The organism is Pseudomonas sp. IT-P253 (assembly GCF_949768125.1).
GTDB lineage: Bacteria > Pseudomonadota > Gammaproteobacteria > Pseudomonadales > Pseudomonadaceae > Aquipseudomonas.
The window spans coordinates 40935-59697 of the sequence record NZ_CATKPT010000016.1; the positions used below are offsets into that span (position 1 = coordinate 40935).

General features: G+C 59.2%; 14 protein-coding genes. 13 read left to right on the plus strand and 1 reads right to left on the minus strand.

The window, feature by feature from the left end; translation table 11 throughout:
• Positions 1–404 precede the first annotated feature (404 nt).
• The 6 genes from ACM6IR_RS10700 to argR all read left to right on the plus strand — a co-directional run bounded on the left by ACM6IR_RS10700 (position 405) and on the right by argR (position 5791).
• Positions 405–1178 carry an ABC transporter substrate-binding protein gene (locus ACM6IR_RS10700; protein ID WP_201120109.1) on the plus strand — a complete coding sequence of 258 codons (774 nt, stop codon included), beginning with the start codon at positions 405–407 and terminating at the stop codon, positions 1176–1178.
• Between the two features lie 91 nt (positions 1179–1269).
• The gene (locus tag ACM6IR_RS10705) at positions 1270–1959 is read left to right on the plus strand and encodes an ABC transporter permease (RefSeq protein WP_414907684.1); all 690 of its coding nucleotides are present in this window, start codon (positions 1270–1272) and stop codon (positions 1957–1959) included.
• The gene (locus ACM6IR_RS10710; protein WP_414907685.1) at positions 1956–2654 is read left to right on the plus strand and encodes an ABC transporter permease; all 699 of its coding nucleotides are present in this window, start codon (positions 1956–1958) and stop codon (positions 2652–2654) included. The genes ACM6IR_RS10705 and ACM6IR_RS10710 overlap by 4 nt, the downstream gene beginning before the upstream one ends.
• 1 nt (position 2655) lies before the next feature.
• Positions 2656–3768: a M14 family metallopeptidase gene (locus tag ACM6IR_RS10715; RefSeq protein WP_414907686.1), complete on the plus strand. Its 1113-nt coding sequence runs from the start codon at positions 2656–2658 to the stop codon at positions 3766–3768.
• A 27-nt stretch (positions 3769–3795) separates the two neighbouring features.
• On the plus strand, positions 3796–4560 hold the full coding sequence (locus tag ACM6IR_RS10720; RefSeq protein ID WP_414907687.1) for an ABC transporter ATP-binding protein: 765 nt from the start codon (positions 3796–3798) through the stop codon (positions 4558–4560).
• 250 nt (positions 4561–4810) lie between these two features.
• Positions 4811–5791, plus strand: a complete 981-nt coding sequence (argR, locus tag ACM6IR_RS10725; protein ID WP_414907688.1) for a transcriptional regulator ArgR — start codon at positions 4811–4813, stop codon at positions 5789–5791.
• 8 nt (positions 5792–5799) lie between these two features.
• On the opposite strand, the gene ACM6IR_RS10730 is transcribed toward argR, so the two are convergent.
• Positions 5800–10515 carry a dermonecrotic toxin domain-containing protein gene (locus ACM6IR_RS10730; RefSeq protein ID WP_414907689.1) on the minus strand — a complete coding sequence of 1572 codons (4716 nt, stop codon included), beginning with the start codon at positions 10513–10515 and terminating at the stop codon, positions 5800–5802.
• A 286-nt stretch (positions 10516–10801) separates the two neighbouring features.
• Here ACM6IR_RS10730 and ACM6IR_RS10735 point away from each other — a divergent pair, with 286 nt between their 5' ends.
• The 7 genes from ACM6IR_RS10735 (at position 10802) to astE (ending at position 18632) form a co-directional block, all read left to right on the plus strand.
• The gene (locus ACM6IR_RS10735; RefSeq protein ID WP_414907690.1) at positions 10802–12022 is read left to right on the plus strand and encodes an aspartate aminotransferase family protein; all 1221 of its coding nucleotides are present in this window, start codon (positions 10802–10804) and stop codon (positions 12020–12022) included.
• 196 nt (positions 12023–12218) lie between these two features.
• Positions 12219–13238: an arginine/ornithine succinyltransferase subunit alpha gene (aruF, locus tag ACM6IR_RS10740; protein ID WP_414907691.1), complete on the plus strand. Its 1020-nt coding sequence runs from the start codon at positions 12219–12221 to the stop codon at positions 13236–13238.
• A gap of 54 nt (positions 13239–13292) precedes the next feature.
• A complete protein-coding gene (gene astA / locus ACM6IR_RS10745; RefSeq protein WP_414907692.1) occupies positions 13293–14318 on the plus strand; it encodes an arginine N-succinyltransferase in 1026 nt (341 codons plus the stop codon).
• Positions 14315–15784, plus strand: a complete 1470-nt coding sequence (gene astD / locus ACM6IR_RS10750; protein WP_414907711.1) for a succinylglutamate-semialdehyde dehydrogenase — start codon at positions 14315–14317, stop codon at positions 15782–15784. The genes astA and astD overlap by 4 nt, the downstream gene beginning before the upstream one ends.
• Before the next feature lie 132 nt (positions 15785–15916).
• A complete protein-coding gene (gene astB / locus ACM6IR_RS10755) occupies positions 15917–17263 on the plus strand; it encodes an N-succinylarginine dihydrolase (RefSeq protein ID WP_414907693.1) in 1347 nt (448 codons plus the stop codon).
• 58 nt (positions 17264–17321) lie between these two features.
• Positions 17322–17609 (plus strand): hypothetical protein, encoded by a 288-nt coding sequence (locus ACM6IR_RS10760; RefSeq protein ID WP_033056735.1) that lies wholly within the window; start codon positions 17322–17324, stop codon positions 17607–17609.
• 12 nt (positions 17610–17621) lie between these two features.
• Positions 17622–18632 carry a succinylglutamate desuccinylase gene (gene astE / locus ACM6IR_RS10765; RefSeq protein WP_414907694.1) on the plus strand — a complete coding sequence of 337 codons (1011 nt, stop codon included), beginning with the start codon at positions 17622–17624 and terminating at the stop codon, positions 18630–18632.
• Positions 18633–18763: the final 131 nt, after the last annotated feature.

Here is an 18763-nt window from a genome sequence, read left to right on the forward strand (position 1 = left end):
GCTCGGATACGGGGCATAGGGAAACGAAAAGTCCTGCTTTCGTACTGCATTTGCCCCTCTAAAAAATAAGAACCCACGCTGCGCTTGCCGGATTAGAAGGCTTTGCCAATAATAGGCCCGCAATTTGCAATAGATATCGGTTCACTGTCTTTTGCTCCTGCATGAATTTGCAGGGCTGTCAACGCGCCCAAGCGGCTTTCTCGGTGCTTCTGTAATTAGTTGTCGCATTGAAGAAATATCGGCTTCGGGCCTGTCGTTAGAATGCCGATCACTCGCTCGTCGTTGCTCGCGTTGAGAAAAACGCGCGGTTCCTACGACGCGGCATCGCATTTCGGTACCACTCGTTCGCATATTGGGCAGTCGCTCACTCTGCCGTTTTAGCCCTTTACCGATGGAGTCCCCACATGAAGAAACTCGTGCTGCTCGGCGCCCTGGCACTGTCCGTGCTGTCCCTGCCAACGTTCGCCGATGAGAAACCGCTGAAAATCGGTATCGAAGCGGCTTACCCTCCGTTCGCTTCCAAAGCACCGGACGGCAGCATCGTCGGTTTCGACTACGACATCGGCAACGCCCTGTGTGAGCAGATGAAGGTCAAGTGCGTGTGGGTCGAGCAAGAGTTCGACGGTCTGATCCCGGCACTCAAAGTGCGCAAGATCGACGCGATCCTGTCGTCCATGTCGATCACTGAAGACCGCAAGAAGTCCGTGGACTTCACCAACAAGTACTACAACACCCCGGCTCGCCTGGTCATGAAGGCAGGCACTCCAGTCAGCGACAGCCTGGCTGAACTGAAGGGCAAGAACATCGGCGTGCAACGTGGTTCGATCCACGAGCGTTTCGCCCGCGAAGTCCTGGCCCCACTGGGTGCCGAGATCAAGCCTTACGGTTCGCAGAACGAAATCTACCTCGACGTGGCGGCGGGTCGCCTCGACGGCACCGTGGCAGACGCGACGCTGCTGGATGACGGTTTCCTGAAAACCGACGCCGGCAAAGGTTTCGCCTTCGTCGGCCCGGCCTTTACCGACGTCAAATACTTCGGCGACGGCGTAGGCATCGCGGTTCGCAAGGGTGACGCGCTGAAAGACCAGATCAACACCGCGATCGCTGCCATTCGCGAGAACGGCAAGTACAAGCAAATCCAGGACAAGTACTTCGCCTTCGATATCTACGGCAAGTAATACGCTGCGGCGACAAGTCCTAAATGGCGCAAGCAACAGGATCTCTGAGGTTTGCGCCATTTTTTCATCCAAACTTTCGAGGACCTGAATCATGTTGAAAGGCTACGGGGCTGTCATCCTCGATGGCGCATGGCTGACGCTCCAGCTCGCCTTGTCGTCCATGGTCTTGGCCATCGTTCTGGGGTTGATCGGCGTTGCGTTGCGTCTGTCGCCAGTCCGTTGGCTGGCCTGGCTGGGCGATCTGTATTCCACGGTTATCCGCGGGATTCCCGATCTGGTGCTGATCCTGCTGATTTTCTACGGTGGTCAGGATTTGCTTAACCGCGTCGCACCGATGCTCGGCTTTAACGACTACATCGATCTGAACCCGTTGGCCGCCGGTATCGGCACCCTGGGCTTCATCTTCGGCGCGTACCTGTCGGAAACCTTCCGTGGTGCGTTCATGGCGATCCCCAAAGGTCAGGCCGAAGCCGGCATGGCGTACGGCATGAGCAGTTTCCAGGTGTTCTTCCGGGTGTTGGTGCCACAGATGATTCGCCTGGCGATTCCTGGCTTCACCAACAATTGGCTGGTTCTGACCAAGGCCACCGCGCTGATTTCGGTGGTGGGTCTGCAAGACATGATGTTCAAGGCCAAGCAGGCGGCAGATGCCACCCGCGAGCCTTTCACCTTCTTCCTCGCAGTGGCGGCAATGTACCTGGTGATCACCAGTGTCTCGTTGCTGGCATTGCGTCACCTTGAGAAGCGCTACTCGGTAGGCGTAAGGGCGGCTGATCTATGATCTTCGACTACAACGTCATTTGGGAGGCCCTGCCGCTGTACTTCGGCGGCCTGGTGACCACCCTCAAATTGCTCGCGCTGTCGCTGTTTTTCGGACTGCTGTGCGCGTTGCCGCTAGGCCTGATGCGCGTGTCGAAAAACGCCGCAGTCAACATGACGGCCTGGTTGTACACCTATGTGATCCGCGGCACGCCGATGCTGGTGCAGCTGTTTTTGATCTACTACGGTCTGGCGCAGTTCGAAGCGGTACGTGAGAGTTTCTTGTGGCCATGGCTGTCCAGCGCCACGTTCTGTGCGTGTCTGGCCTTTGCGATCAACACCAGCGCCTACACCGCCGAAATCATCGCCGGCAGCCTGCGCGCCACGCCGAACGGCGAGATCGAAGCCGCGAAGGCGATGGGCATGTCGCGCTTCAAGATGTACAAGCGCATCCTGCTGCCGTCGGCCCTGCGCCGGGCGCTGCCGCAGTACAGCAATGAAGTGATCATGATGCTGCAGACCACCAGTCTGGCATCCATCGTGACCCTGATCGACATCACCGGTGCCGCGCGCACGGTCAACGCTCAGTTTTACTTGCCGTTCGAAGCCTACATCACCGCCGGCGTGTTCTACCTGTGCATGACCTTCATTCTGGTGAAACTGTTCAAACTGGCCGAGCGCCGCTGGCTGGGCTATCTGGCCCCGCGGAAGCACTGATATGGAACGCATCGATCATTCATTGCCGTGGAGCCACCTGGGCAGCGAACGCCAGATTTCGGTGTTCCGCTTTGGCAGTGGCGAGCGCAAGGCCTACATCCAGGCCAGCCTTCACGCCGATGAACTGCCGGGCATGCGCACGGCCTGGGAGCTGAAAAAGCGCCTGACCGAACTCGAAGCCCAAGGCTTGCTCAATGGTGTGATCGAACTGGTGCCTGTGGCTAATCCACTGGGCCTCGGTCAACTGCTGCAAGGTAGTCATCAAGGGCGTTTCGAGGCGGGTAGTGGCAAGAACTTCAACCGGGATTTCGTCGAGCTGAGCGCGCCAGTGGCCGCGGAGCTGGAAGGGCACCTGGGTGATGATCCGCACGCCAATATCCGTTTGATCCGTCAGGCCATGAGTGATGCGCTCGCCGCATTGCCACCGGCCGCGAGTCAGTTGCAAGGCATGCAGCGCATCTTGCTCAGCCATGCCTGCACCGCCGATGTTGTCCTGGATTTGCATTGCGACGCCGAAGCGGCGCTGCACATGTACGCCTTGCCGCAGCATTGGCCGCAATGGCGTTCGCTCGCCGCGCACCTGGATGTGAAAGTGGGGCTGTTGGCGGAAGATTCTGGTGGCAGCTCCTTCGATGAAGCCTGCTCGCTGCCGTGGCTACGTCTGTCGCGGCAGTTCCCGCAGGCGCAGATTCCGCTGGCTTGCCTGGCGACTACGATCGAATTAGGGGGGCAGGCCGACACCGGTCGCGCCGAAGCCTGCGCTTATGCGCAAGGCATTCTGGCGTTCCTCGCTGAGCAAGGGTTGATCAGCGGCGAATGGCCGAAACCCGCGCAAGCCCCTTGCGAAGGACTGCCGTTCGAAGGCACCGAATTGCTGTTCGCGCCGCATCCTGGCGTGATCAGTTTCTTGCGTAAACCCGGTGAATGGATTGAAGCCGGCGACGAAATTTTTGAAGTGATCGATCCGTTATCGGATCGGGTCAGCACGGTGTGTGCTGGTACGTCCGGGGTGCTGTTTGCCATTGAACGGCTGCGTTACGCCCAACCCGGTTTCTGGCTGGCCAAGGTGGCGGGGCGCGAAGCGCTGCGTCACGGGCGCTTGCTCAACGACTGACTGACTGTTTTTGTGAGAACCGACCGCATGTACAAGCTTGAAGTCCAAGACCTGCATAAACGCTATGGCAGTCACGAAGTGCTCAAGGGCGTGTCCCTGAAAGCGGCAGCCGGTGATGTGATCAGCATCATCGGCTCCAGTGGCTCCGGCAAAAGTACTTTCCTGCGCTGCATCAACCTGCTGGAACAGCCGCACGCGGGCAGGATTCTGCTCAACAACGAAGAGCTGAAACTGGTGGCGAACAAGGACGGCGCGATGAAGGCAGCCGACCCGAAACAGCTGCAACGCATGCGTTCGCGCCTGTCGATGGTGTTCCAGCATTTCAACCTGTGGTCGCACATGACCGCGCTGGAAAACATCATGGAAGCGCCGGTCCACGTGCTCGGCATGACCAAGGCCGAAGCCCGCGAGAAGGCCGAGCACTACCTGAACAAGGTCGGCGTGGCGCATCGTAAAGATGCTTACCCTGGCCACATGTCCGGCGGTGAGCAACAGCGTGTAGCGATTGCCCGTGCATTGGCCATGGAGCCTGAGGTCATGCTGTTCGACGAGCCGACCTCGGCGCTCGATCCGGAACTGGTGGGCGACGTGCTGAAAGTCATGCAGGCCCTGGCGCTGGAAGGCCGGACCATGGTGGTGGTCACGCACGAAATGGGCTTTGCCCGTGAAGTGTCCAACCAGCTGGTGTTCCTGCACAAAGGTGTCGTCGAAGAGAGTGGTAATCCGCGTGAGGTGCTGGTTAATCCACAGTCCGAACGCCTGCAACAATTCCTCTCGGGCAGCCTGAAGTAATCGCTCCCGTTACGCACCGGTATAGTGCATGCTTCGCAGCCTAGAGGTTGGCCTCTGATCCCCTTGTAGGAGCGAGGCTTGCCCGCGAAAGCGGTGGTTCAATCAACATCGTTGCTATCTGAACCACCGCTTTCGCGGGCAAGCCTCGCTCCTACAGGGGGGGATCTCTGTTGGTTTTGAGATTTGCGTTCATTTACGGGCTAGCATTGGTCCGTGCCTTCATCACTGTTTTCGTTTCGGATTGCCCGCCATGACTGCCCATCGAATTGGTTTCCTGATTTGGCCTAGCACTAAAGCCCTGACGCTTTCGCTGGCTGAGGAGGCCTTGCGTGTTGCCCAGCGTGTGCACCCGGACGTTGTCTACGAGTTGTCGTTTTTGCAGGCTGAGCCGGCGGTCGAAGGTGCCTGGCAATTGCCGGGTGAGCCGTGGGCCGGCAAGCTCGAAAACTTTCAGAAACTGTTTCTGCTCGCCGATGAGCCGCCGACCACACTCGCGCCGGCGCTCAACAGTGCGCTGAAACAACTGGTGCGCGCCGGTTGTGTGATTGGTGGTTTGTCGGCCGGTGTTTATCCGTTGGCTCAGCTCGGTTTGCTCGACGGATATCGAGCTGCCGTGCACTGGCGCTGGCAGGACGATTTCGCCGAACGTTTCCCGAAAGTCATCGCCACCAGTCATCTGTTCGACTGGGATCGCGATCGCCTGACGGCGTGTGGCGGCCTGTCGGTACTCGACTTGTTGTTGGCCGTGCTGGCCCGCGATCACGGTGCCGAACTGGCGGGTGCCGTGTCGGAAGAACTGGTGGTCGAACGCATCCGTGAAGGCGGCGAACGTCAGCGTATTCCGCTGCAAAACCGCCTGGGTTCCAGCCATCCGAAGCTCACCCAGGCGGTGTTGCTGATGGAAGCCAACATCGAAGAGCCGTTGACCACCGACGAAATCGCCCAGCATGTGTGCGTGTCCCGTCGGCAACTGGAGCGGATCTTCAAGCAATATCTCAACCGCGTGCCGAGCCAGTACTACCTGGAACTGCGCTTGAACAAGGCCCGGCAGATGTTGATGCAAACCAGCAAGTCGATCATCCAGATTGGCTTGTCGTGCGGTTTCTCCTCGGGGCCGCATTTCTCCAGCGCCTACCGCAACTTTTTCGGCGCCACGCCGCGTGAAGATCGCAACCAGCGTCGCAGCAGCAGCCCGTTTGAGTTGTCGTCGGTGCCGTCCGAACGCGGTTGAACGCGGTTTTACTCGTCGACTTCGGAACCGTCAGTGAAAGAAACTTCCATCTCACCCCGGTTGATTACCTCTTCCACGCCGAAGTCCACGCCCGTGCGTTGGAAGTAGCTGATCATTAGTAACAAGCTCTCCTCGGAAAACGGATTACCCTTCAAACTCATGTTCTCTGCGACGTCCAATGGCAGTTCCAGGATATCGCTGGGCACTTCGGTGATTGCGTTTTCGCTCAGGTCCACCCAGTCCAGCTCGTCCATCTCCAGCAGGCCATGCGGTATCTCGGTAATGCCAGTGTTATTCAGCAAGACCGTCGCCAGGTTGGTCATCTGACTCAGGTCCGGGGTTCGCTCCAGGTTATTGGCGCTCAGATCGAGGTAATCCAGGTGTTCCATTTCCGCCAATCCCGCGACCGATTCCTCTGACAAGCTGATCCGGCAATCAGGGAGCGACAACGACCTAAGCTGGCCCATTTTGAACACTGCATCGGGGATGTTGCCCAGGTTGCAGGCGCGCAGCTTGAGGCTTTTAAGGTTGGGAAAAGAGTCGAGGAAACGCCCTGCGCTGGTTACCCCTTCGGCGCTTCGTAACGCCAGTGATGTCACATGACTGAAGTCGGCGTTCAGGGCAGGCAACTCTCCGTTGATGGGAAAGGCGATGGTGAGTTCATGGGTCGGTTCCAGCATCTCATTGAAATCATCCAGTTCGCTTTCATGCCGCCAGCACTGCTCCACCATCCGTTTGAACGCGTCGCGATGGGTGTGCTCGACGAGCAGTTGCTGTGCATCGAAAGCTTCTCCCGTCAGTGGATGACGGGGCGGAAGGTTGGTGGTCCAGGCTGCCAGGTCGTTGCTCAGTTGTGCCAGTTCCGCTTCCAGGTGCGTGAGTTCAATCCGGCCGTCTTCCAGTGTGCCCCCCAGCTCGTAGACAAACTCGCTCGCCTGTTCAACTTCAAGGTTCGGGTACAGCGCCCTGACACGGTGGATATCCGCTTCGGGTGCATAGACGCCCAAGTCATAGGAGGTGTCGAAGTAGTGATGCTTGATCATTTGCCGCGCATCGTTTGAAAGCGGGTTGTGCGTCAGCTGTATGCCGCGCTTGCGGTACAGCTCGCTTTCGAAGAGCTCCGGCATCAATTCACTGATCTTGTTGCCCTGCATTCTGACGGTGTCGAGCCTGGGGTGGGCCACGACGCTGGCAGGAATGTCGGTCAGACCGGTCTGGCTCAGGTCCAGATGCACAAGGTCTGGCATCGACCCGATATCCGGCACGCGCGTAAACGGGTTTTTGTGAAGATCCAGCATGACCAGTCTGTTCAAGGAAGACAGCTTCGACCAGGCGTCTGCATCGAACCGGATACCGCAATCGCTTAACACCAGCGCATCGAGGTTCATCATTCGAGGTATGGCCTCGGGGAGGGTAGTCAGGGCGAAGCGTTTCAAATCCAGACGGCGCAGGCCGTTAAAGCGCTGCAGAAATTCAGGAAGACCCTGCATCGCATGACTGCCTTCAAGGGACAGCAATGACACGTGGGGGAATTCGGCCGTCAGCGTTGGCAGATCGCCAAGGATCGGCTCGGCAAATCTGAGTGTATGGCGTGGGGTGTCGTCCGGAACATCGAAGTCCCGTTCCGTTTGCCTGCGCCAGCTGCGCTGGATTTCTTGAGCGAGCAGTCGTCGATTGTTTCGTTCGGCCTGTAGTTGAACGTCGCTCAGCGCTGCTCCGGTTTCGGGGTGCAGGGTCGGTGTGTTGTTGATCCAGGCGCTCAGGTCCTGATGCAGTCGAGACAGCTCGCTGGACAAGCGCGAGAGCTCCATGCGGGGGCCGGCAGGATGCTGTTGTAGCTGAAGAACAAAGGACTGGAGTTCTTCCTCGGAAAGGCTGGGGAAAACCTCGCGTATCCGATCGTTGAGCGTCGGCGCTGTTTGGCTGCTGCGACGGTAACCTTCCGTGCCACCGGGCAGTCGCATGGTCGTTGGGTCATAGAAGGGTTTGCGATGGGGATGTTTTGCAAACAGCGTGCGCAACCCCGATTGATCCTTGGCGTGATCTGCGATGCGTTGTTTGAGTAACTCGCCGTCTTCGCTGGAAAGACTCAGCGCATTGCGCTCTGCATCCGGCAACGCCTGAAGGATGGCGCGATAAAAGTCGAGGGGTTGTTCAGCGTGTGGGTGGACCTGGTAGGTGCCGTCTTCAGCACGAACCAGTGTTCGAAGGCGTGGCGCCTCTGCCGGACCCATACTGTCGCTCAAGACCCCGTCATGGGAATAATCCCTCACCTCGATGCGCAGGCCTGCGGGCCAACCGGGCAATGATTCGAGGCTGTGCAACGCCAGTCGGTGGGTGTCCGTCGATTCCATGGCCTCCAGGTAAAGTCCCTCATAGGCTCTGGCGACCCGCACCGCCTCCATGGTTTTTAGCGCCACGTCCTTGATTCGCTGTGGCACTCGACCGTTGTTCAGGTGCATCAGCTCGGTGCCCGTTGTATTGCTGACCAGTTCTACGCCGATGTCTGTCGGTAGTCCGGGGACTTCGCTGAGCAATAGCTGCACCTGCCGATCATTGGTTTTTTCAAGTTCGCGGTAGCGAGCTTCGAACAGCGATTTGCGCTGGTTCAACGCTTGATAGTGCTCGGGGTCGTCGCTGCCGGTTTGCTCGCTTAACGTCTGAATGTCCCGGTCGATTTTGAAGCGTTTGATCGTATCGGTCAGCAGAGAGGGCGGGCGATGGTTTTCGACGTGCGCCTCGCGCAACACATTGTCGTGAAAGCCGCTGATGTTCAGGATTTGTTCGCGCTCGGCGGTGGTGAATGACTCGACGCTGTGACCGAGGCGGCGCAGCACCTTCTCCCGGTCCCAACGGAGTGGTTGCTCCAGCTCTGTCTGCCAGGCGCCGTGATGGTTGTGTCGCAGAGACGGCTGATAAGCATCGGCCCGGTTGGGGTGTTGAATCAGAAACTGGCCGGTTTTGCTATTCGCTTGCACGGCATACAGTTTGTCTTCAATAGGCAGCAGGATTTGGTTCTGATGCTGGTACAGGCCCAGGTGATCGGGTTGCGATCCATCGGGCAATTTGACTGGCTGTTCGTAAGGCGTGAGATCCGGCCTCCAGTAGCGCATTTTGCCCTCCGCTGTTTCGACCGGTTTCAGCGGGCTGATGAGCGCCGCCGCTTCACGTGAGATCAGGCGGCTGAATGCGCCCGCGGCAATGGAAGCCCCGACAGCGAAAGTCCCCACTTCAACGACCGTCTCGATGATTGCCATCAACTGCACGAACGCTTCGGTTTTCAGTCCTTCGGCCCAGTCGACAATGCCTTCGAAGGTGTCGTCGAGTATTTGATAAGCCATGTAGGCCAGCATCAATTCCCCCAGGAACGGAACAAATGGCAGGGCCACCAGCGTCGCCGCTTCAAGAATCGTTGATGCGATTTTGCTGAAGGCGTCCCACAGGGCCCATCGCGCGGTTCGGTCCGCACTGGCGGTGGAAACGGCAATGGTGCGCGCGTCATTAAGGATCTTGTTCAGTTGCTGTTGATAGAGGTGGGGCCACAGCGCTGTTTTGAAAGGGGTCACTGAAAACTGCAGGTTGGGTTTATCGATGGGAGTTTCTCGCCAGCTTGGCAACGGGTCGCCGTGTTGGCGTTGATGCCAGGTAACGGCGCTGAGACGACGATTGAGGTCGGCGAAAAAATATCCCCGTTGCTGATGATCGATGAACCGGCTGAAAAAAGCCTGATAAGCGGGCGAGCGCAGTTTGCGGGTCAACTCTGTCATGAAGGCCAGGGTGTCCGGGTACTGTTTGAGCGGATGTTCCGGATCATCGGGAATGTAGGCAATGATCCGCGTCGCCTGCCGTGCATGCTCAAGCCGGGGTGCAAAAATGACGATGCCGGTCAGCAACGAAGACATCATTGTCAGGTCGTGGCAGTGCAGCAGATGGCCGTCCAGTCGCACACCTGCACGGTCCTCCAGAATGCCCAGAATCGAAAGATAAGCATCGTCCGGCAGATCTGCTCGGGCGTGAGCCATTTGCAGCGCGGATCGGAGTGCGGCCTTGTGCGTCGTGATGACGCTCGACTGCAAAAACGCTTTCGCCACCGGATTGGTGAAGCCCAGATAGTCTTTGAGATAAGCCTCGTACTGGGCGCCAATGTCCAGCTCCCGGCACAAACGCGTAAAGTCCTGGACGGAGAGTTGGCGCTTGATCGCGGGCAGCGTATCGAACTGACCGGTGGGCGAGGGTTCGGTGATGAACGTCGACGCGGACTCATAGGCGTCAGGCTCTGTCTCCGAGGCCTGAAAGTTATGCAGCGCCGCATCGAGCAATGACACCGTCCACGTGCGAGCCGCCCCGGATTTGATCGCAAACCAGGGAATGGTCTGAGGGATGTACAGGCGCAAGAAGGTCGTTTTGACATCCAGTTCCAGGCCGAACCGTTGTTTTAGCGCTGAGTTCAATAGCGGCGCGGCAAAATCCCGAGCATTTTGCAGATTCGCCAGCATCGCGCCCAGACGATTGTGCTGGTTCCAATGTTCCTGGCTGACCGTTTTCAATGTCTGCTGTTGCTGACGAGTAGCGGTGCCATGCCAGTGAGGTGCTTCAAGGCTGACGTTCTTTAGCGCGCGATGGGTGTCGGCCGAAGCCTCTAATACCCACGTCGGCAAATTCCGGTAAACGTGATGAAAGTGAGTGTCCGGATGAGCGGCGAGCTCAGGTTCGTGTTGATTCATGCGCTAGTCCCTTAGCAGGTGGATAAGACGCCAGCAAAACAGACGACGAAGTGTTCCGTGCGGTACATATTTACCGCACCGCTGAACGACGCTGCCTATAACCTGCGCCGGCGGTTTAAACTGCGCCTTTGCGACGCTATATGTCGCATTGCCGTAAACCCGGCTGAAACCGGGGTTTGCGCTATAAGAAGTTGTCGCTTGGCGGCAAGGCCGGGCTGAAAACTGTCCTTACAATCCCCTCATCGCTCGCCAGTTTCAGGCGAGTGTTCCTTTTCAGGAGACTCCGATGTCCGTTGAGCACGCTGCGGTACAACGCGCCGATTTCGACCAGGTAATGGTTCCCAACTACGCGCCTGCCGCTTTCATCCCTGTGCGTGGCGCTGGTTCCCGCGTTTGGGACCAGTCTGGCCGCGAGCTGATCGACTTCGCCGGCGGGATTGCCGTTAACGTATTGGGCCATGCGCATCCGGCGCTGGTCGGTGCTTTGACCGAGCAAGCCAACAAGCTGTGGCACGTGTCCAACGTGTTCACCAATGAGCCGGCCCTGCGCCTGGCGCATAAGCTGATCGACGCTACCTTTGCCGAACGTGTGTTCTTCTGCAATTCCGGCGCCGAAGCCAACGAGGCCGCTTTCAAGCTGGCCCGTCGCGTCGCCTTCGATCGTTTCGGCAGTGAGAAGTACGAAATCATCGCGGCACTGAACAGCTTCCACGGTCGCACCCTGTTCACCGTTAACGTCGGTGGCCAGTCGAAGTACTCCGACGGTTTCGGTCCAAAAATTACCGGCATCACCCATGTGCCTTACAACGATCTGGCCGCGTTGAAAGCCGCCATTTCTGACAAGACCTGCGCGGTCGTTCTGGAGCCGATCCAGGGCGAGGGCGGCGTATTGCCGGCCGAGCTGGCTTACCTGCAAGGCGCCCGTGAACTGTGCACCGAGCACAACGCGCTGCTGGTGTTCGACGAAGTGCAAACCGGCATGGGCCGCAGCGGCAAGCTGTTCGCCTATCAGCATTACGGCGTCACGCCGGACATCCTGACCAGCGCCAAGAGCCTGGGCGGTGGTTTCCCGATCGCCGCGATGCTGACCACCGAAGCGCTGGCCAGACACCTGGTTGTCGGCACTCACGGCACCACCTACGGCGGCAACCCGTTGGCATGTGCTGTTGCCGAAGCCGTGATCGACGTGATCAACACCCCTGAAGTGCTGGCCGGCGTCAATGCCAAGCACGACAAGTTCAAGACTCGCCTGGAACAGATCGGCGAGAAGTACGGCCTATTCACTCAGGTTCGTGGCCTGGGTCTGCTGCTCGGTTGCGTGCTGAGCGATGCCTGGAAAGGCAAAGCCAAAGACATCTTCAACGCCGCCGAACGTGAAGGCCTGATGATTCTGCAAGCAGGGCCGGACGTGGTGCGTTTCGCGCCAAGCCTGGTGGTTGAAGACGCCGATATCGATGCCGGCCTGGACCGCTTCGAACGCGCCGTGGCGAAACTGACACAAGCCTGATAGGCCCTTCGACGCCCGACCTTTCGGGCGTCGATCCCAATTTTTATGCCGGGCCCGCTTTTCTGTAGGAGCGAGCTTGCTCGCGATGGTGTGTCAGTCGACATCAATGTTGCTGATCCACCATCGCGAGCAAGCTCGCTCCTACAAAAGGCCCGGTTTATTTTCCTCAAGAGTTTTTCGAGAAAGGAGTGACACCATGCTGGTGATGCGCCCCGCGCAAATGGCTGATCTGGGCGAGGTACAGCGTCTGGCTGCGGACAGCCCGATTGGTGTCACTTCCTTGCCGGATGACGTTGAACGCCTGAGCGACAAGATCGCCGCAAGCGAAGCTTCATTCGCCGCTGAAGTCAGCTTCAACGGTGAGGAGAGCTATTTCTTCGTCCTCGAAGACACTGCTACCGGAAAACTGGCCGGATGTTCGGCGATCGTTGCGTCGGCGGGTTATTCGGAGCCGTTCTACAGCTTCCGCAATGAAACCTTCGTACACGCCTCCCGCGAGCTGAAGATTCATAACAAGATCCACGTGCTTTCCCAGTGCCACGACCTGACCGGCAATAGCTTGCTGACCAGTTTCTACGTGCTGCCAGAGTTGGTGGGTTCGGCCTGGTCGGAGCTCAACTCCCGTGGCCGCCTGTTGTTCGTTGCCAGCCATCCCGAGCGCTTTGCCGATTCCGTCGTGACCGAGATCGTCGGTTACAGCGATGAAAATGGCGATTCGCCGTTCTGGGACGCCATCGGTCGCAACTTCTTCGACCTCAACTACGCCGAAGCCGAGCGCCTGTGTGGCCTGAAAAGCCGGACGTTCCTGGCCGAGCTGATGCCGCATTACCCGATCTACGTCCCACTGCTGCCGGACTCCGCTCAAGAAGCGATGGGCCAGGTGCACCCGCGTGCGCAGATCACCTTTGACATCCTGATGCGCGAAGGCTTCGAGACCGATCATTACATCGATATTTTCGACGGCGGCCCGACCTTGCATGCCCGCGTCTCGGGGATCCGTTCGATCGCCCAGAGCCGTGTGGTCCCGGTGAAAATTGGCGAGCCGGTCAAAGGCGTCGGTCGTCAGTACCTGGTGGCCAACGCCCAGTTGCAGGATTACCGCGCCGTGTTGCTCGAGCTCGATTATGCGCCGGGCAAACCCGTGACCCTGGATCTGGAAGCGGCCGATGCCTTGGGCGTCGGTGAAGGTGCCAGCGTGCGCCTGGTGGCGGTTTAACGCCTTACAGAAGTGTTTCGCGGGTGGCGCAAGCGGCCCGTTTGAGGAGATAGCATGATCGTTCGTCCCGTACGCAGCAGCGATTTACCCGCTCTGATCGAGCTGGCCCGCAGCACCGGCACCGGCCTGACCACCTTGCCGGCCAACGAAGAGCGGCTGGCCCATCGGGTCGGCTGGGCCGAGAAGACTTTTCGCGGCGAAGCCGGGCGGGGCGATGCGGACTACCTGTTCGTACTCGAAGACGACAAGGGTCGCGTGGTGGGCATTTCCGCCATCGCTGGCGCCGTCGGTCTGCGTGAGCCTTGGTACAACTTCCGGGTTGGCCTGACTGTCAGCGCTTCGCAAGAGCTGAACATCTACCGCGAAATTCCGACGCTGTTCCTGGCCAACGACCTGACCGGTAACTCCGAGCTGTGCTCGCTGTTCCTGCACGCTGATTACCGCACGGGCCTCAACGGCCGCATGCTGGCCAAGGCGCGGATGCTGTTCATCGCCGAGTTCCCGCAGCTGTTCGGCAACAAGATCATCGCTGAGATGCGCGGTGTGTCCGACGAAGCCGGGCGTTCGCCGTTCTGGGAAAGCCTGGGTCGTCACTTCTTCAAGATGGAATTCAGCCAGGCCGATTACCTGACTGGCGTCGGCAACAAGGCGTTCATCGCTGAACTGATGCCGAAATTCCCGCTGTACACCTGCTTCCTGTCGCCAGACGCACGTAACGTCATCGGCCAGGTGCACCCGGACACCGAACCGGCGCTGGCCATGCTCAAAAGCGAAGGTTTCAGCTATCAAGGCTACGTCGATATCTTCGACGCCGGCCCAGCGGTCGAGTGCGAAACCAGCAAGATCCGCGCGGTGCGTGACAGTCAGGCATTGGTGCTGGCTATCGGCACGCCGGGTGACGACGCCACACCTTTCCTGATTCACAACCGCAAGCGCGAAGACTGCCGGATCACTGCCGCTCCCGCACGCTTCGCCGCCGGTACGTTGGTGGTCGATCCGCTGACCGCCAAACGTCTTCAACTCAACGCTGGCGATCAAGTGCGCGCCGTTCCGTTGTCCGCTGCCCGGGAGTCGAAATAATGAATTCGTTATACATCGCAGGTGAATGGCTGGCCGGACAGGGCGAAGCGTTCCAATCGCTGAACCCGGTCACGCAACAAGTGCTGTGGACTGGCGAGGGTGCCACCGCCGCTCAAGTTGAGTCGGCCGTGCAAGCCGCGCGTCAGGCTTTTCCGGGCTGGGCTCGTCGCACGCTGGACGAGCGTATCGCCGTGCTGGAAGCGTTTGCTGCTGCACTGAAAAATCACGCTGACGAACTGGCTCGCTGCATCGGTGAAGAAACCGGTAAACCGTTGTGGGAATCGGCGACTGAAGTCACCAGCATGGTCAACAAGATTGCGATCTCGGTGCAAAGCTACCGCGAACGTACCGGTGAGAAGAGCGGCCCACTGGGCGACGCCACTGCCGTGTTGCGTCACAAACCACACGGTGTGGTGGCGGTGTTCGGACCTTACAACTTCCCTGGCCATTTGCCGAACGGCCACATCGTGCCGGCGCTGCTGGCGGGTAACAGCGTGCTGTTCAAACCAAGCGAGCTGACGCCGAAAGTCGCGGAGCTAACGGTCAAATGCTGGATCGAAGCCGGCCTGCCCGCAGGTGTATTGAACCTGCTGCAAGGCGCTCGTGAAACCGGTATCGCCCTGGCGGCGAACCCTGGCATCGACGGCTTGTTCTTCACCGGGTCGAGCCGCACTGGCAATCACTTGCACCAGCAGTTTGCCGGTCGTCCGGACAAGATCCTCGCGCTGGAAATGGGCGGCAACAACCCGCTGGTCGTCGATCAGGTGGCTGATCTCGATGCCGCGGTTTACACCATTATCCAGTCGGCGTTCATCTCTGCCGGTCAGCGTTGCACCTGTGCTCGCCGCTTGCTGGTGCCGCAAGGCGCCTGGGGCGACACGCTGCTGGCGCGTCTGGTGGCGGTCAGTTCGACCATCGAAGTGGGTGCGTTTGATCAACAGCCAGCACCGTTCATGGGCTCGGTGATTTCACTCGGTGCTGCGAAAGCGCTGATGGATGCGCAAGAGCACCTGCTGGCCAATGGCGCAGTGGCGCTGCTGGAAATGACCCAGCCTCAGGCTCAGGCGGCCTTGCTGACCCCGGGTATCCTGGATGTTACCGCCGTGGCGGATCGCCCGGACGAAGAGCTGTTCGGCCCGCTGCTGCAGGTGATCCGCTACGCTGATTTTGAAGCGGCGATCGCTGAAGCCAACGATACCGACTATGGCCTGGCGGCTGGTTTGCTGTCGGATTCCGAAGCGCGTTATCAGCAGTTCTGGCTGGAAAGCCGTGCCGGTATCGTCAACTGGAACAAGCAACTGACCGGTGCGGCGAGCAGCGCGCCATTCGGTGGTGTCGGCGCCTCGGGCAACCATCGCGCCAGCGCTTACTACGCCGCTGATTACTGCGCGTACCCGGTGGCCTCGCTGGAAACCCCGAGCCTGACCTTGCCGACCGCGCTGACCCCCGGCGTGCGGATGGCGTAACGCCCATTCGCGAGCAAGCTTCGCTCCTACAGGCCCCCTGTAGGAGCGAGGCTTGCCCGCGAAGGCCGCGCCTTGGTCTGAAAGAACAGTTACCAGATGCCTATAACAACAGATTCTCGTGGAGCCTCGCTGATGAAATCCTATGAAGTCAATTTTGACGGTCTAGTGGGGCCGACCCATAATTACGGCGGCCTGTCCTACGGCAACGTCGCGTCCCAGAGCAACAGCCAGCAATCTTCGAACCCGAAGGAAGCCGCGCTGCAAGGCCTGGCGAAAATGAAAGCACTGATGGAAATGGGCTTTCAGCAGGGCGTGCTTGCACCTCAGGAACGTCCGGACGTGGCTGCATTGCGTCGCCTGGGTTTCAGCGGCACCGACGCCCAAGTGATCGAGCAAGCAGCCAAAGACGCGATGCCGTTGCTGGTGGCCAGTTGCTCGGCATCGAGCATGTGGGTAGCCAACGCCGCCACGGTCAGCCCGAGTGCCGACACTGCCGACGGTCGCGTGCATTTCACCGCTGCCAACCTGAACTGCAAATACCATCGCAGCATCGAACACCCGACCACCAGCCGCGTACTGGGTGCAATGTTTGCGGATCAGAAACACTTCGCTCACCACGCCGCATTGCCGGCCGTGGCTCAATTCGGTGACGAAGGCGCGGCTAACCACACCCGTTTCTGCCGTGAATACGGTGAAGCCGGCGTCGAGTTCTTCGTGTTCGGTCGCAGCGCGTTCGATACCCGTTACCCGGCACCGCAGAAGTACCCGGCACGCCAGACGCTTGAAGCGTCCCAAGCCGTTGCCCGCTTGCACGGCTTGAGCGAGGACGGCGTGGTGTATGCCCAGCAGAACCCTTCGGTGATCGATCAGGGCGTGTTCCACAATGACGTGATCGCCGTCGGTAACGGCGAGGTGCTGTTCTATCACGAGGATGCGTTCCTCGACACCGAGCAGATGCTGGCCGAGCTTTCAGGAAAGCTCGCAAAAGTCGGTGGGAAATTTCAGTCGGTCTGTGTACCGCGTTCCGCAGTCACCGTGGAAGACGCCGTTCGTTCCTATTTGTTCAATAGCCAACTGCTGTCCCGTCCTGATGGCTCCATGCTGTTGATCGTGCCGGAAGAATGCCGCGGTAACGAGCGTGTCTGGCAGTACCTGCAAGGTTTGACCAGCTCTGGCGGGCTTATCCGCGAAGTGAAAGTCTTCGATCTCAAGCAAAGCATGCAGAACGGCGGTGGCCCGGCTTGCCTGCGGTTGCGCGTCGCACTGAATGAAACCGAACTGGCGGCCGTCAACCAAGGGGTTATCATGACGGCACCGTTGTACGGCACGCTGACCGAATGGGTCGACAAGCACTACCGCGACCGCATGACCGAAAATGATCTTGCGGACCCGCAATTGCTGCTTGAGTGCCGGACGGCACTGGATGAACTGACGCAAATCCTTAAACTGGGCTCGGTTTATCCATTCCAGATCAATTGAAAGTCGGTGCACTCCTGAAATGAGTGCGCCGCGCTATCTCCAAATGAGAGCGTAAAACATGAGCGATACCCTGCAGCTGATCCTTGAAGACACCGACGGCACGCAACTGGAAACTTCCTGCACCCGCGTCGCGGTCATGTGGCAAGGCAAAGAGCTGTGGATCCAGCAGGACGGCCGCGGCCAACTGCTGATCGGCGTGGACGTCGAGGAAGGTGACGCTGAATACGCTAACCTGCTGCTGCGCCCATTGGCGACTAATCTGGTAAGTCTGCAACTGGAAATGGAACCGGCTGAAGTCGGTGACGAAGACCACGTGCACGGCCCGGATTGCGCACACGACCACTAAGGAAGCCGCTCTATGCTCGCCCTCGGCAAACTGCTTGAACTGACCCTCGCCGGCCGCGAACCGGCGGAGAAAACTCAACTGACTGTCGAAGGCGTGCGGATGCGCTGGTTGAGCGAAGGTGCGCTGGAAGTCCGGCCACCTGAAGCGCGCGACAATGGCCTGGACCTGCTGCTTTCGGCGGGTATCCATGGCAACGAAACTGCGCCGATCGAGCTGCTCGATCGCCTGTTGCATGATATCGCTCGCGGTGATTTGAAGCCGCGCGCACGTATTCTTTTCCTGTTCGGCAACCCCGATGCCATCCGTCGTGGTGAGCGCTTCATCGAGCAGGACGTCAATCGGCTGTTCAATGGCCGTCACGAACAAAGCAGCGGTTGCGAAGCCCTGCGCGCGTGTGAACTGGAGCGGCTAGCGGCGAGTTTCTTCAGCCTGCCGGACCGCAATCGTCTGCACTACGACCTGCATACTGCGATTCGTGGCTCGAAAATCGAGCAGTTCGCGCTGTATCCCTGGAAAGAAGGCCGCCAGCATTCTCGTCTGGAACTGGCTCGCCTGCGCGCGGCTGGCATGGAAGCAGTGCTGTTGCAGAACAAACCGTCGATTGTTTTCAGCGCCTACACCTATGACAAGCTCGGTGCCGAGTCTTTCACCCTGGAGTTGGGTAAGGCGCGGCCGTTTGGGCAGAACGAAGGGGTGAATGTCTCGCGGCTCGAAACCCGCCTGCAGCAGATCATCGAAGGTAACGAGCCACCGCCGGTCGAAGACGGGCTGGATGGCTTGCAACTGTTTAGCGTGGCGCGGGAAATCATCAAGCACAGCGATAGCTTCCGCCTGAACCTGCCGGCGGACATCGAGAACTTTTCGGAGTTGGAAGTGGGTTATGTGCTGGCCGAAGACATCGCCCAGACCCGCTGGATCATCGAGGAAGAGGGCGCCCGGATCATCTTCCCGAACCCCAAGGTGAAAAACGGCCTGCGCGCCGGCATCCTGATCGTACCGACCACTGACGAAAACCTGGCCTGACACGCAGCATAAAACCCACTGTAGGAGCGAGCTTGCTCGCGATGGTCGTCAACGATAACGCTGCGAGCCTGATACGCCGCAGCGTTCCCAAGCTTATCGCGAGCAAGCTCGCTCCTACAGAGGTTCAGCGT

Excerpts from the sequence above, each read along its gene's own strand:
- ACM6IR_RS10700 (WP_201120109.1), top strand. The coding sequence starts at position 405 with ATGAAGAAACTCGTGCTGCTCGGCGCCCTGGCACTGTCCGTGCTGTCC.
- ACM6IR_RS10705 (WP_414907684.1), top strand. The coding sequence starts at position 1,270 with ATGTTGAAAGGCTACGGGGCTGTCATCCTCGATGGCGCATGGCTGACG.
- ACM6IR_RS10710 (WP_414907685.1), top strand. The coding sequence starts at position 1,956 with ATGATCTTCGACTACAACGTCATTTGGGAGGCCCTGCCGCTGTACTTC.
- ACM6IR_RS10715 (WP_414907686.1), top strand. The coding sequence starts at position 2,656 with ATGGAACGCATCGATCATTCATTGCCGTGGAGCCACCTGGGCAGCGAA.
- ACM6IR_RS10720 (WP_414907687.1), top strand. The coding sequence starts at position 3,796 with ATGTACAAGCTTGAAGTCCAAGACCTGCATAAACGCTATGGCAGTCAC.
- argR (WP_414907688.1), top strand. The coding sequence starts at position 4,811 with ATGACTGCCCATCGAATTGGTTTCCTGATTTGGCCTAGCACTAAAGCC.
- ACM6IR_RS10730 (WP_414907689.1), bottom strand. The coding sequence starts at position 10,515 with ATGAATCAACACGAACCTGAGCTCGCCGCTCATCCGGACACTCACTTT.
- ACM6IR_RS10735 (WP_414907690.1), top strand. The coding sequence starts at position 10,802 with ATGTCCGTTGAGCACGCTGCGGTACAACGCGCCGATTTCGACCAGGTA.
- aruF (WP_414907691.1), top strand. The coding sequence starts at position 12,219 with ATGCTGGTGATGCGCCCCGCGCAAATGGCTGATCTGGGCGAGGTACAG.
- astA (WP_414907692.1), top strand. The coding sequence starts at position 13,293 with ATGATCGTTCGTCCCGTACGCAGCAGCGATTTACCCGCTCTGATCGAG.
- astB (WP_414907693.1), top strand. The coding sequence starts at position 15,917 with ATGAAATCCTATGAAGTCAATTTTGACGGTCTAGTGGGGCCGACCCAT.
- ACM6IR_RS10760 (WP_033056735.1), top strand. The coding sequence starts at position 17,322 with ATGAGCGATACCCTGCAGCTGATCCTTGAAGACACCGACGGCACGCAA.
- astE (WP_414907694.1), top strand. The coding sequence starts at position 17,622 with ATGCTCGCCCTCGGCAAACTGCTTGAACTGACCCTCGCCGGCCGCGAA.